Below are 13,090 nucleotides of genomic sequence, written 5' to 3'. Positions count from 1 at the left end.
CCTCTGAGACAAACAGCACAAATTCATATCCCCTGACGAAATTCTCTAATCGCTTCCAAGGGTGAAGATAACAACAAACAACGATTCAACAAAGATAAATCTAATTCTGGTAATAATTCACTATTACTAACTTTCTCATATTCTTGTTCTCGCAAGCAATAAACCTCAAGTGTGCCATCTTCCCAAAACCAAACTTCGGGAACTTCCATTAATTTGTATTTCTGTAATTTGATGGGACTACCGCTAGTAATAACCACCTCAATACATAAATCTGGTCTATTTTTATCTGTTCCCAAACAATAAGATAAATCTGCTTGATACTCAACTACACCAGGAATTATCTGAGAATAACTACCACTGGGGAAAAATTCAATTTCCTTAATTTCAAAGTAGATGATTAGCAGTCCAGCAATCAAACCACTAATCAACTCATGCGCTTTACCGACACCCACAATTTCTAAAACTCCCTCACAATAAAATAAACGCACCCCTGGTAAATGCTCAAAACCCTTTTGAATTGCTTGAAATCTTTCCCAACTCACTCCCCGACGATAAAAACGTTGTTCCTCTTCCGGTAAAACAATAGAAGTTTCTAAGGCTTGAGTCATAATTGTTTTCACCCTCCCTAGTTATACAGTTAATTTTATCATACCAAATCATTAAATATAGATCCCCTATTTCTTAGAGAAGTCGGGGATCTGGAGATTAAGTTTCTATATCAAGTTAAAACCAAATTATCCCGATGAATCACAGTTTCTACACCTACATAACCCAAAATTCCGGCAATATCCCGTGAATGACAACCACAAATTTTTTGTAATTCTTTACTGTTATAATTCACTAATCCTCTGGCAATTTCGTTACCGTTACTATCACATAATTGCACCGCTTCTTGATTTTCAAATTCTCCTTCTATGGCTTTAATTCCTGCTGGTAATAAGGATTTTCCAGCTTGCAAAATGGCATTTATCGCCCCATCATCTAAATATAATTTTCCTGCTGGAACTAAACCATAAGCTATCCAACGTTTTCTCGCTGATGTTGGTTCTGGTTGGGGTGCAAAATGCGTTCCTATTGCTTCCCCTTGGATGATTTTTTCGATGTTGTGAGGAAAACGCCCTTGAGTAATGACAGTTCGCACTCCAGCTGCGATCGCAATTCTGGCAGCGGATATTTTTGTCACCATTCCCCCAGTACCCCACTGAGAACCCTGTCCCCCGGTTTGAATTTGTAATTCTGCCAATTCCTTCATGTTACTAATTAAAGAAATAGGACGGGCATCGGGTACAGTCCGGGGATCTGCTGAATATAATTTATCAACGTCTGTCAGTAAAAATAACCAATCTGCCTCAACTAAGCTGGCGACTAAAGCGGAAAGGGTGTCATTATCACCAAATTTTAATTCTTCTACTGCTACTGTATCATTTTCATTGACTATGGGAATTACTCCCAGTCCTAGCAATTCCTGAAAAGTATTATAAGCATTAAGATAGCGGCTACGTTGTACTAAGTCTGCTCTAGTTAATAATACTTGGGCTATGGGTTGCTGAAGAGTAGTAAATAAATCATCATAAATACGCATTAACCGCCCCTGCCCCACTGCTGCTACTGCTTGTTTGAGAGCGATCGCTTTCGGGCGTTCTGTTAAACCCAGACGCGCACAACCCACCCCGACAGCACCAGAGGAAACTAAAATTACGTTATGCCCTTGATGTCTTAAATTGCATAGAGTTTCTGTCAAGCTGGCAATGGTAGAAAGGGCTAATTGTCCCGTTTCTGGTTGAGTTAGGCTGGAAGTACCGATTTTAACAACTATTGTTTTAGTCATTTGTCAGTTGTCAATTGTATGTAAATACGAGATAGATCCCCGACTTCTCAAAGAAGTCGGGGATCTGATAACTCAAAACTCAAAATTCATAACTAAAAAATTGTACAGCGCCAATCCCTCTATAGTGAAGGCTGACGCTGTATGGGTTTATATTTATCTATTATCGGCTAGGGTCTTTATTTGCTTGACCCGATGTTATTAATACTTATAATCTCTGATTTTTGGAGCAACTAAAGATTCCTTAATTATTTCTTTAGATTTACTTTTCTATTGATTTATCAATCTTTGTGAATTTTTGTGTGCTTGGGAGTGATAGAAGCGCCGAGTATTTCTGATACCCAAACTTCAAAGTTGCGGATGGGATGAGAACGGAGAACAGTATCAGCATGAACAATTGGTTCAACTAAAATAGTAAACATTCCTAAGCGATTACCTGCTATAACATCAGTAAACAAGCGATCGCCTACCATACCCACTTGATGTACAGGTAAATTCATACCTTGCAGTGCTGCCCTAAGTTTGCGCCGTGAGGGTTTAGCCGCACCGAGATAGTAAGGGAGATTCAAAGAACTGGCAATACTACCAATTCGGGTTTCACTTAAGTTGTTGCTAACTAACCACAGTGCAGCACAGCAACGCGTTTCTGCTACCCACTTTTGCATTTCTGGGGAAGCTGTACTGGCAGTAATTGGTACTAAGGTTTCATCTACATCCAATACCAGCCCTTTGAGTCCATATTGTTGAATGATATCTGGTGTCAGGTTCAAAATTGAACCTTCTAAAATCAAGTCAGGCTGTAAGAGATTGTTCCAAGTCATAATAATTCGTAATTCGTAATTTACAGCGTGTTGCAAGTTGCTCTCAGTACAAAATTGCTCTGCTTTCCGCTGACTGCTGCTGTAATAAAATTCCACTGCCAATCAAGACAAGATTAGCAATGGAAAAAATCATTTCACTTGCTAATTATTCAACTTGATTAAAGAGATGTTCTTCTAAAAGCGGTTGAACTTGGCGGAACTCTTCGGGAGAGAGCAATTTAGGATTACCTGTCTTGGTCATGCGGGCAAAAAATAGCAACGGATCAAGGGGTGTATAAATGGCGTATTCTTGCTCATCATGATAGAAGCTAGTAAGTAGCTGGAGTTGTTCTGGTTCTAAATCTGCTTCTTCATCTTCGATTTCTAAGGTGAAGATTTCTGATTCTTCTACTGGTGGTAACTCACCAGCTACTGTCAAAGCATAAGCGGTATTTTTAACAATCAGATTTTGCTCAGAGAGAACAGCTTGAGCGGTGCTAAAAATTTTGTCAATTGTGGCATCGTCTTCCACTAAAATTGCTTCTTCTTCTTCGCCATCACCTTCCCAAGCAAAAATCTCTATTGGGGAGTCAACAGGTAGAAGTAAAACATATTCTTGCCCCTCTACTGATAGGGAATGTTCAATATAACATTCGAGCGATCGCCCCTGGTCATCTGTCAAAGTAATAACAGCAGCGTCAGCAGGATCATGTTCTTCAGAAAATTCAGAGTAATACATAGTCATATTATGTAAATTTATCAATATCCCTAACTATGAAATTTATTGAACTGTTTTATGGCACCTAATGTCAACATCTTTGGGTGCTTTTTTATATTTTTAACTGATGGGTACTATAATTCAAAGATATCAATCCTCAACAAATTCTACTGCTCTATTTGATGTGCTGCGTTTGTTATCCAGCCACCGTTGCAAAATTAAAGCTGCTGCTTTACGGTCAATCAAGCCTTTGTGACGTGATGGAGAGCGATTTTCTGCAATCAGCAGTTGTTCAGCTTGAAAAGAAGTTAATCGCTCATCCACATATTCCACAGGCAATTTCACAGCTTTAGCTAATCTATTTGCAAATTTTTGGACGTGACGAGCCTGAAACCCCAACGAACCATCCATGGAATATGGCAGACCAACAACCAGAACTTGCACTTGGCGCTCATTCAAAATTTGTTGTATTTGCTCAACATCCTCTTGAAAGGATTTGCGATCAATTGTGGTGAGACCAGTGGCAATCAAACCAGTCCCATCGCACCCAGACACACCAATACGCTTACTACCGACATCTAACCCCAAGGCTGATATAAAGGATTTTGATTGCTGCTGAGGTATCACCCTAATTATTCTCCTGCTGTGCCTCTGGTTGTTGAGATTGGCGAGATATATCTATATTATTATGAAATTTTTGACTGCCAAAAGCAACAATTTCGGACTTGCTGGGTACTGCTCGGTCTGACTTGGGCTGTTGTTTGGGAACCCATGACATTCCACCTGGTATGGGTTTACGTGCTGGTTGTAGTCCTTGCAGCACTTCTGTCCACTGAATTCCTTCCAAGGAAACCAGCTTCGATTCCCGGATTTTATGCCAAACTGAGCGCGACATAATCAGGGTATGTTCAATGCGCTTGGCACCAATTCTTTCTAAATATTCTTCGCGTTCTGGCTGATAATCTGAAGAAGCTAATTGTAAGCCTTGTTGAGGAAAATCTTGGGCAATGCGGGCTAGTTGAGACAATAATTCTGGATACAACCAAGTATAAGCCGGGTGTACCGTCAGAGTTGCTATATGGGGATTTTCCCCTTTGCGTTCCAGTTGTACCTGAAAATAGCCAATAGCTGCTTTACGCTGGGGTTCAAACACGTAGCCGCTGACAACTTCGGTTTTAGTCACCCATTGCTTGACAGCATCCGAGAGAACGCCGAATAAACTGGTTTTGAAATCATGGGTGTGGCGGTCAAAAACCTGACGTACTAAAGGCGGCATCGATGCTGTATCTAGTTGATATAGCAATGGTGCATCGGCATTACTGACTGGTAACAGGTTGGGTAAATCTGGTTCTGCTTGTGCTAATTCCAGCAGTAACTCTGGGCTAATTTCCCAGTATGTCATTTCTGCCAACCGCTGAAATCCATTTTGCCGATAAAGTGCTAGGGCTTCAATGTCATTGACATTAACTTCTAGTAGCCAGGTACGAGCTTCTAAAATTGATTCAAAGCAATGACGAAGCATCTGTGAGCCTACACCTTGCTTATCAGCAGTACGGTCTAGCATCACTCTGTCAATTCGCCAAGTGCTGCGGGTACGGTTAAATGGTGACACTTGAATCATGCCCAGCAGCGTCCGCCCTTGCTCTGCTACAAATCCACAGAAGCGATACTGTAATGGGTTGGGAAACCAACTCAAAAACTTGAGCAACCCAAACCAGTGACGCAGCCATTGCATGGTAAAAAAGCTGCTCTTAGGAGAGAGGTCTGCGAATGAATCTTGTGTTAGGCGTTCAATACCGTCCAGATCCCGATATTGGACGGGACGAATTACGAGGCTGAGATTTCGAGGAAGTAGTGAATTCATTTTGATTCAAGCCGCCATTTAGCCTTTACTAATTGCGATTGGTGAGGTACTGCTGCAATAATAATCTTAACGGCTTTTCGCTCCTAGATATTGCTCCAAAAGAGTGATTTTCGTAACTAAATACCGAAAAAAGAATAAAAAGCAGAAATTTTGAGTACACCGTTGGCGTAGACACAATAATATCTGCTTCTATTTTATGATTTTTTCGGGAAAATTATCTATAATTTCTACGGTTCTATAAGCCTTGTCGAGAAACCAGCTTTTCAAAGTTGGCTTGGGTTTGATGAAGTAACTGCTGGCGACTATCTTCTTGTATATGTTTTAGGGTTGGAACCAGGTTGCGAGCTTGGAGAGTCATGTGCAACTGTAAATGCGCCACGTATTCACTGATATCTTGGTTTTCTACAACTGCGCCCGTTAATACATTTGATTCCATTGCCACTGTGTTCTCCTTAATCAATTTTGTTTGTGCGGTTGTATGACATGATAAAAACCTATCATATTTGTTTTACTTAGCTTATTGATTTGCAACGAACTGTAATAGTTTTTATGGTTGGCGTGAGCTAAGTATTTATACTCTAGTTGAAAATGGTCTGAGCCGTTGCCATCGCTTCTTAGCAATCATGGGCAATATAAACATCCTCTGGCTATAGCTTACGGAAGAAAGTTTGACTTTCTGCGTTGTTCACCAGTCAGCAAAATCCATCGTTGCGGCGCGATGTGCTTTTTTAGTTCATAAGCATTTTGTAAATCGTCTGCTGTGGCTGTTTCGTCCGGACTCATCACCCCAATCATCTTTTTTCTCATCCAATAGTTCCACATCTGCTGATAGATTGATACTGAGAAACCTTTCCCAACCCCAATAAAGTCTAGGGTAAGGGGGAAAAGAAAAAACCGTAAACCCTTACCCGATTAAAAATTAAGGGGACAAAAATCCTTGCAGTATTGAAATCTGATGGGCTGAATTCTGAATTCCGAATTCCGAATTGATATTACCACTTTTCTACCCAATAGACAATTTCTGAAGTTGAACTATCAATAGCTACTCCATAGCTATGACCATGATTCCATTTAAACCCAGGTTGACCTTGCGCTTGTGCCTTGAATACAAATATTTGATATGTATTGGGAAAGGCTTCAGTTTCAGATTCACCAGTATAAAAAAAGGTTGTAGGTACGCCATTGCTTTGGCTGCTATGGCTGTTTGTATCACCTCCCCAATATTGGTGATCTGCAATTTTACTGTAGCGTAAAAGTAATTTTTGAATCTGTTCAGGAGGCTGTTGAAAACGGATTTGAAAAAAACTACTTCCTTGCATCAAACCGGGAGAATAAGCCATGGAGACGGCCTTAGCACCACCGGGAATATCTACAGGGAAATGTTTTATTTGGTTAATATCAGACCACTTGTGATTGCGAATTTCTTGATAGCGTGATATATCAGTAATGATCTGTGTTGTTCCAGTATGGTTTGAAGTTTTTGTGAAGAGAAAACTTCCCGCAATTATACTGGAACTACCAACAGAAAATAAACCTACTGTAGCGATTTTGACAAAAAGAGATTGCTGCATTTAGTTGAGTGAATCTAGCTGGTAGATTAATATCCCAACTAATCAAACAATGGTCATGATAATTTTGAATCTATCGCCAGATATATGAAAATATTTCGTAATAGTGCCTCTGGCAGGCTACGCCAACGTAATTCCTAAATTAAGTTTTGTAACTGTGATTTAGACCCTGCCACAAAACTTACCGCTTTTAGAAGGGGGGACTTATACCCCTAGAATTTGTCAAATTACTTAATCAATGAATGATATATCTTATTAAGAAAAAGTTCAAACCTATTTTCCTGTATCTTGGCTACTTAACCAATAACTGGAATATAGCCAAAAAAATCAGTTATGGTTACACAGTTATACTTAGCATTGCCGCTATAGGTACAGTAAGTGGTTTGCTGATTGCCAATTACTATGAAGAAACCGCTCAGAAGCAATTATTCTTATCTTATCAGCAACAATTACTTGTAAAAGATTTAAAGAATTCAGTAATAACAGTAAGGATGTATCCACAAAGATTAGTTAATGTTCTAGAAAATTACGTTTTATTAGATTTTGAAAAAAATAAATTTTCAAATGATATTAATCAAGTAAATCAGAAATTATCTCAACTAGAAACCTTTATCAAAGAGAATCCTGATGCTTTAGCAGTAAATGATCAAGATTTCAATATCTTGATACAAAAATATAAAGACACTACGCAGTTATATACTGAAACTGTCAAAACTTTTTGGCGATACATAGAAGTAAATAACTTGCAACAATCTCAAACGAATAATTCTTCCCAGTCAATTCTGCTAATTTTGCTCAATGAACAAGAATATCTGAAGCTCAATATAAAATTTGAGGAACTCTCGAATGATCTAAATCTAATTATCGGCAGTGCTGACACTCAAAGATATCAGGCAAATGTTAGCTTTGATCAAGCCAAAAAACTGAGAATCAGAATTATTGCTATTAGTATAGTCTTGTCATCTTTAATAGCAGCAGCCCTCGCATTTTTTACTACTAAATTAATTACCCGTCCTCTACAAGCAGTTACTAATACCGCTAGAAAAATCACCCAAGAATCAAACTTTCAACTTAGAGCTAATGTTAACACCAATGACGAAGTAGGGACATTAGCAACATCCCTAAATCGATTGGTTGAATGGGTAGGAGATTATACCCGACAATTAGAGTTTGCTCGCAAAACTTTAGAACAAAGGGTAGATGAAAGAACTCAGGAACTGCAACAAGCACAACGAACTTTAGAACAAAGGGTAAAAGAAAGAACTCAAGAACTGCAACAAGCACTGCAAAATTTAAAAAATACCCAAGCACAACTAATTCAAACAGAAAAGATGTCTTCTCTTGGGGAAATGGTAGCAGGTATAGCTCATGAAATTAATAATCCTGTTAACTTTATTTATGGTAATATTCAATGTGCAGAAAATTATCTGCACGATTTAATTGGTTTATTAAATTTGTATCAAGAACAATACCCTGATGAAAATTCGATAATTGAAAATAAAATTGCAGAAATTGATTTAGAATTCCTCACTGAAGATTTGTCGAAAATGTTATCATCTATGAAAGTAGGTTCTCAACGGATTCGGGAAATTGTGCTGTCATTGCGGAATTTTTCCCGATTAGATGAAGCCGAAATGAAGGATGTAGATATTCATGAAGGTATTGATAATACTTTATTGATTTTAAATCATCGACTGAATCAAGAAATTAAAGTTATTAAAAAATATGCAAATTTGCCTTTAATTGATTGTTATCCTGCCCAACTTAATCAGGTATTTATGAATATTATTAGTAATGCCATAGATGAACTGATAGAATGTAAAGAGCAAGGTAGTAAACAAATAGTTATAGAAACATTAAGAGTTGATGATAAATATATTAAAGTAGGAATTAAAGATAATGGTCCAGGAATTTTACCCGAAATTATCAATAAGCTATTTGACCCTTTTTTCACGACTAAGCCAGTAGGTAAAGGTACTGGCTTAGGTTTGAGTATTTGTTATCAAATAATTGAGAAGCACCAAGGTAAAATAGAAGTGATTTCGGAAGTTACACAAGGAACGGAATTTGTAATTACTTTGCCAATCAAACAACTAGATTCTTAGAATGAACCAATAATTATTCCTGCGAGGATGAAAAACCCAATCCAGACATTTTGACGAAACATTTCACCATAAGCAGAGTTGGGTAATTCTGGGTTTCGCAAGCGGATAAATTGCCAAACCCAGCCAAAAGCAGCAATTATTAAGCTGATCCAGAAAAATGCATTGAGATTAATTAAAATGCCTTCTGTTGCTAGGAGAATGATAGTACCAGCGAAGAAAATACCAATGGCTGTGGGAGCATATTTACCAAAAAAGATGGCGCTGGAATTTACACCAATCCGCTGATCATCTTCGCGATCGCTCATTGCATAAATTGTATCAAATCCTAATGTCCAGAGAACAGTTGCACCCCACAGAGACCAAGTAGGTGCGGAGATGTTTTGTGTGACTGCACTCCAGCTAATCAAAACCGCAAAACCCCAAGCGATGGAAAGCACCAACTGCGGTACAGGGAACACCCGTTTTGCTCCTGGATAAAGTAAAATTACGGGTACTGCGGCCACAGACAACCAGAAGCTTAAGGGGTTAAGATAGAAAGCGAGAACTGCTGCACAAGCTAGGGCAACTATACCAACTACAATACCAACTTTTAGGGAAAGAGCGCGGGAAGCCAGAGGGCGATCGCGTGTTCTCTCTACTTGCGGATCTATGTCCCGATCCCATAAATCATTGACTACACACCCGGCAGCACTAGTAGCTAGAGTACCTAAAATAATCACCCCAACTAGGGGTAAAGGTGGTTTGCCAGCAGCTGCCAAAAACACAGCCCACAGTGCAGGAATCATCAAAATTAACCTGCCTTCTGGTTTATGCCACCGTAACAGCCGAATAATGACCAGCCATAATGGTTCTTGGTTGCTTAGGGGTATTTTTAGCATCTTTGCTCAATTCACATATCTTCACATCTATAGAATATCGTTATTTGCTAACTGTAAACAAATCAACTCAGCTGACAGCTTTGGATACAGATTCATGACTTTAATTGTTAGTTGTAGGAGTAAAGCACAATGCTAAATCCGTATTGTCACCAGACAATTAAGCTGAACACTCTATAGATTGTACGTACTAAGTATTTAGTGCGGATTAAATCAGCACACCAGCTTTGTCCATCCATTGTTATGAGAGAGAAACCTAAATGCTGAATGTAGTTTCTGCTAACTGGGAGAGTATGCCAACTCAAGTAGTTAAGCAAAACCGGATGATTGCGGCCATTGATATCGGCACTAATTCTTTGCACATGGTAATAGTGCGGATTGAACCGACGCTACCATCTTTTACAATGATTGCCAAAGAAAAAGAAACGGTGAGATTAGGCGATCGCGATTTAGAAACTGGAGAATTAAAACCAGAAGTGATCAAAAAAGCGATCGCTTGTTTAGGACGCTTCCAAGAACTGGCCAAAAGTCTAGAAGCAGAAAGCATTATCGCCGTTGCAACCAGCGCCGTCCGGGAAGCCCCCAATGGTAGAGATTTTTTACAGCGAGTAGAAACAGAGTTAGGCTTAAGCGTAGACTTGATTTCTGGTCAAGAAGAAGCGCGACGCATATACTTAGGTGTGCTTTCTGGCATGGAATTTAATAACGAACCGCACATCATTGTTGACATTGGTGGTGGTTCCACAGAATTAATTTTAGGCGACTCCCAAGAACCCCGCAGTCTCACCAGTACCAAAGTAGGTGCAGTGCGACTGACAGGGGAGTTAATCACCACTGACCCCATCGGCGATACTGAGTTTCAATACTTGCAAGCCTACGCACGGGGAATGTTAGAACGTTCTGTAGAAGAGGTGCTTACGAAACTCCAGCCTGGTGAATCTCCCAAATTGGTAGGAACATCGGGGACCATTGAAACCTTAGCCATGATTCATGCTAAAGAAAAGATGGGTGTTGTTCCTTCTACCCTCAACGGTTATCAGTTTAGTTTCCAAGACTTGCGGACATGGGTAACTCGCTTGCGACGCATGACGAATGTAGAACGTGCCGCAATTTCCGGAATGCCAGAAAAGCGGTCTGAAGTGATACTAGCTGGGGCAGTGATATTACAGGAAGCAATGACCCTGTTAGATGTGGAATCAGTTACACTATGTGAGCGTTCCCTGCGGGAAGGTGTGATTGTAGACTGGATGCTGACACATGGTTTAATTGACAACAGACTGCGCTATCAAAGTTCGATTAGACAGCGGAATGTTCTCAAAATTGCCAAAAAATACCAAGTTAACCTAGAACACAGCGATGACTGCGGCGGCCATAGCCAACGCGTTGCTGCATTTGCGCTAAGTATATTTGATCAAACTCAAGGTCAACTGCACAACTGGGGTAAAGACGAAAGGCAATTACTTTGGGCTGCTGCCATTTTACACAACTGCGGTCACTACATCAGCCATTCTGCACATCACAAGCATTCATACTATTTAATTAGAAATGGTGAATTACTTGGTTATAACGAAACAGAGATAGAAATCATTGCCAATTTAGCCCGTTATCATCGCAAATCACCACCTAAGAAAAAGCACGAAAATTACCGCAATTTATTGCATAAAGAACATCGGCAAATGGTCTGCCAACTGAGTGCAATTTTAAGATTAGCAGTTGCTTTAGATAGAAGACAAATCGGCGCAGTTTCTCGCGTGCAGTGTGAATATCTTCCTCATGTGCATGAATTTAAGATGTTAATCTTTCCCTCTAAGTTAGGCGATGATTGTGCCTTAGAACTGTGGAGTTTAGATTACAAAAAAGGAGTATTTGAGGATGAGTTTGGGCTGAAAATAGTAGCTAATTTAGTCAATCCTGGGAGCGTTAATTTTACCTAGTTTTTAGGGTGCGTTAGAATAAGTTAACGCACCTAAATATCTGGGTAAGTAACTTTAATGACATAACAAAAAAGTGGAAAAAAACATCTGTCAAACCAGTAAAAATATCAGCATTTATCGTTATCGCCGTCTCAAAGCAATTCTAGTAGTTCTCATAGTGTGGGGTGTCGTGAGTTTGCTGCACTATCTACCAGAAACACAATGGTTTATGGTTATTTTAACAATCGGACTAACTCTACAAACGGTCAGAATGCTGATAGCAAAACCTGCCGCTTTAGTGATTGAGAGTGATACTTATTTATCGCCAGTATCGATTTTAATTCCGGCTAAAAATGAAAGTGCAGTTTTGCCCGATATAGTTGACAGTTTAGGCGACTTAAATTATCCGAGTGATTATTTAGATATTTGGGTAATTGATGATGGTAGCACGGATGAAACACCCCAGGTTTTAAAGAAATTACAAACGCAATTTCCTTATTTACAAGTTCATCGACGGGAATCAAAAGGAGGTAAATCAGGAGCTTTAAATGCGGTGTTTCCTTTCACTACAGGGGAGATTATTTTAGTCTGTGATGCGGATGCTAAGTTACCTGCCAATTTTCTCCGGCAAACAGTACCTTTATTCCAGAAGCAAGCTATTGGTGCAGTGCAGGTGAGAAAAGCAGTTTCTAATGCTAATACTAATTTTTTAACCCGTTGCCAGCAGATGGAAATGAACTGTGATAGCTTTCTGCAAACCCATCGGATTGCGATTGGGGGAATGTCAGAACTTCGCGGAAATGGGATGTTAATTAGTCGGGAATTATTAGAAAAGTGCCACGGTTGGAATGAGGATACAGTTACCGATGATTTGGATCTTTGTTTCAGGCTTTATTTAGCAGGTGCAGAGATTGAGTTTATCACAGTTCCATTTATTCAGGAAGAAGGGGTGACAACCTGGCGAAAACTTTGGCTGCAACGCCGTCGTTGGGCTGAAGGTGGCTATCAGCGTTACTTCGATTATTTTCCGCGAATTATAACTTTAAATTGGAAAAAAGAGATTGATTTATTATTGTTTTTTATATTACAATTCTTATTACCAATAGGGTTAATTCCTGATTTGGTTTGGACTATATTCTATAGTCATCAGCTAGTTTTATTTCCCCTCCAGACATTACTAAGCGTCATTCTGACGATTGCTTTTATTGCCGGACTTTATCAATTCCAAGGTTTACGTGGTTGGTCTTTATTGTGGGCAACTATTCAAGGATCATTCTACATGGTGCATTGGATTCCCGTAATGATTGTCACGACCTTAAAAATGTGTGTGCAAAGAGAGCGATCGCCCTGGGTGAAAACTGAGCATCGGGGTGGAAATGCTTGAGGGTTCTCCACTAATTACCAGATAATTGCTAGAGCATC

General features: G+C 39.5%; 13 protein-coding genes. 3 read left to right on the top strand and 10 right to left on the bottom strand.

All coding sequences use genetic code 11. The annotated features are described in order from the left end of the window. Positions 1 to 23 precede the first annotated feature (23 nt). From H6G06_RS03425 to H6G06_RS03390, 9 genes are all read right to left on the bottom strand, one after another. Positions 24 to 608: a Uma2 family endonuclease gene (locus H6G06_RS03425; protein ID WP_190557068.1), complete on the bottom strand. Its 585-nt coding sequence runs from the start codon at positions 606 to 608 to the stop codon at positions 24 to 26. Positions 609 to 718: 110 nt separating this feature from the next. Next, complete coding sequence (proB, locus tag H6G06_RS03420) at positions 719 to 1,828, bottom strand: glutamate 5-kinase (protein WP_190557066.1); 1,110 nt, start codon at positions 1,826 to 1,828, stop codon at positions 719 to 721. 278 nt (positions 1,829 to 2,106) lie between these two features. Continuing rightward, positions 2,107 to 2,646 (bottom strand): YqeG family HAD IIIA-type phosphatase, encoded by a 540-nt coding sequence (locus tag H6G06_RS03415; RefSeq protein ID WP_190557064.1) that lies wholly within the window; start codon positions 2,644 to 2,646, stop codon positions 2,107 to 2,109. Between the two features lie 145 nt (positions 2,647 to 2,791). Next, positions 2,792 to 3,364, bottom strand: a complete 573-nt coding sequence (locus tag H6G06_RS03410; RefSeq protein WP_190557062.1) for a DUF3727 domain-containing protein — start codon at positions 3,362 to 3,364, stop codon at positions 2,792 to 2,794. A 129-nt stretch (positions 3,365 to 3,493) separates the two neighbouring features. Next, positions 3,494 to 3,970, bottom strand: a complete 477-nt coding sequence (ruvX, locus tag H6G06_RS03405; RefSeq protein ID WP_190557060.1) for a Holliday junction resolvase RuvX — start codon at positions 3,968 to 3,970, stop codon at positions 3,494 to 3,496. Between the two features lies 1 nt (position 3,971). After that, positions 3,972 to 5,207 carry a GNAT family N-acetyltransferase gene (locus H6G06_RS03400; protein ID WP_190557057.1) on the bottom strand — a complete coding sequence of 412 codons (1,236 nt, stop codon included), beginning with the start codon at positions 5,205 to 5,207 and terminating at the stop codon, positions 3,972 to 3,974. A gap of 235 nt (positions 5,208 to 5,442) precedes the next feature. Continuing rightward, on the bottom strand, positions 5,443 to 5,643 hold the full coding sequence (locus H6G06_RS03395; RefSeq protein WP_190557247.1) for a hypothetical protein: 201 nt from the start codon (positions 5,641 to 5,643) through the stop codon (positions 5,443 to 5,445). A gap of 218 nt (positions 5,644 to 5,861) precedes the next feature. Further along, positions 5,862 to 5,990 carry a hypothetical protein gene (locus H6G06_RS27740; RefSeq protein ID WP_277875163.1) on the bottom strand — a complete coding sequence of 43 codons (129 nt, stop codon included), beginning with the start codon at positions 5,988 to 5,990 and terminating at the stop codon, positions 5,862 to 5,864. Positions 5,991 to 6,199: 209 nt separating this feature from the next. Beyond that, positions 6,200 to 6,778, bottom strand: a complete 579-nt coding sequence (locus tag H6G06_RS03390; protein WP_190557056.1) for a hypothetical protein — start codon at positions 6,776 to 6,778, stop codon at positions 6,200 to 6,202. A 239-nt stretch (positions 6,779 to 7,017) separates the two neighbouring features. On the opposite strand from H6G06_RS03390, the gene H6G06_RS03385 reads away from it, so the two are divergent. Further along, positions 7,018 to 8,880 carry a sensor histidine kinase gene (locus H6G06_RS03385; RefSeq protein WP_190557054.1) on the top strand — a complete coding sequence of 621 codons (1,863 nt, stop codon included), beginning with the start codon at positions 7,018 to 7,020 and terminating at the stop codon, positions 8,878 to 8,880. Here the strand turns inward: H6G06_RS03385 and H6G06_RS03380 are convergent. After that, positions 8,877 to 9,758 carry a 4-hydroxybenzoate solanesyltransferase gene (locus H6G06_RS03380; RefSeq protein WP_190557051.1) on the bottom strand — a complete coding sequence of 294 codons (882 nt, stop codon included), beginning with the start codon at positions 9,756 to 9,758 and terminating at the stop codon, positions 8,877 to 8,879. The genes H6G06_RS03385 and H6G06_RS03380 overlap by 4 nt on opposite strands. A gap of 257 nt (positions 9,759 to 10,015) precedes the next feature. On the opposite strand from H6G06_RS03380, the gene H6G06_RS03375 reads away from it, so the two are divergent. Together H6G06_RS03375 and H6G06_RS03370 are read left to right on the top strand one after the other, a co-directional pair. Beyond that, complete coding sequence (locus tag H6G06_RS03375; protein ID WP_190557049.1) at positions 10,016 to 11,689, top strand: Ppx/GppA phosphatase family protein; 1,674 nt, start codon at positions 10,016 to 10,018, stop codon at positions 11,687 to 11,689. Between the two features lie 73 nt (positions 11,690 to 11,762). Further along, the gene (locus tag H6G06_RS03370; protein WP_190557047.1) at positions 11,763 to 13,052 is read left to right on the top strand and encodes a glycosyltransferase; all 1,290 of its coding nucleotides are present in this window, start codon (positions 11,763 to 11,765) and stop codon (positions 13,050 to 13,052) included. The last annotated feature ends 38 nt before the right edge of the window (positions 13,053 to 13,090 follow it).

It is taken from the genome of Anabaena sphaerica FACHB-251 (genome assembly GCF_014696825.1).
GTDB lineage: Bacteria > Cyanobacteriota > Cyanobacteriia > Cyanobacteriales > Nostocaceae > RDYJ01.
Note: the sequence above shows the minus strand (reverse complement) of the source record. Positions and strands in the feature narration are given on the sequence as shown.

Excerpts from the sequence above, each read along its gene's own strand:
- H6G06_RS03425 (WP_190557068.1), bottom strand. The coding sequence starts at position 608 with ATGACTCAAGCCTTAGAAACTTCTATTGTTTTACCGGAAGAGGAACAA.
- proB (WP_190557066.1), bottom strand. The coding sequence starts at position 1,828 with ATGACTAAAACAATAGTTGTTAAAATCGGTACTTCCAGCCTAACTCAA.
- H6G06_RS03415 (WP_190557064.1), bottom strand. The coding sequence starts at position 2,646 with ATGACTTGGAACAATCTCTTACAGCCTGACTTGATTTTAGAAGGTTCA.
- H6G06_RS03410 (WP_190557062.1), bottom strand. The coding sequence starts at position 3,364 with ATGTATTACTCTGAATTTTCTGAAGAACATGATCCTGCTGACGCTGCT.
- H6G06_RS03400 (WP_190557057.1), bottom strand. The coding sequence starts at position 5,207 with ATGAATTCACTACTTCCTCGAAATCTCAGCCTCGTAATTCGTCCCGTC.
- H6G06_RS03395 (WP_190557247.1), bottom strand. The coding sequence starts at position 5,643 with ATGGAATCAAATGTATTAACGGGCGCAGTTGTAGAAAACCAAGATATC.
- H6G06_RS27740 (WP_277875163.1), bottom strand. The coding sequence starts at position 5,990 with ATGAGTCCGGACGAAACAGCCACAGCAGACGATTTACAAAATGCTTAT.
- H6G06_RS03390 (WP_190557056.1), bottom strand. The coding sequence starts at position 6,778 with ATGCAGCAATCTCTTTTTGTCAAAATCGCTACAGTAGGTTTATTTTCT.
- H6G06_RS03385 (WP_190557054.1), top strand. The coding sequence starts at position 7,018 with ATGATATATCTTATTAAGAAAAAGTTCAAACCTATTTTCCTGTATCTT.
- H6G06_RS03380 (WP_190557051.1), bottom strand. The coding sequence starts at position 9,758 with ATGCTAAAAATACCCCTAAGCAACCAAGAACCATTATGGCTGGTCATT.
- H6G06_RS03375 (WP_190557049.1), top strand. The coding sequence starts at position 10,016 with ATGCTGAATGTAGTTTCTGCTAACTGGGAGAGTATGCCAACTCAAGTA.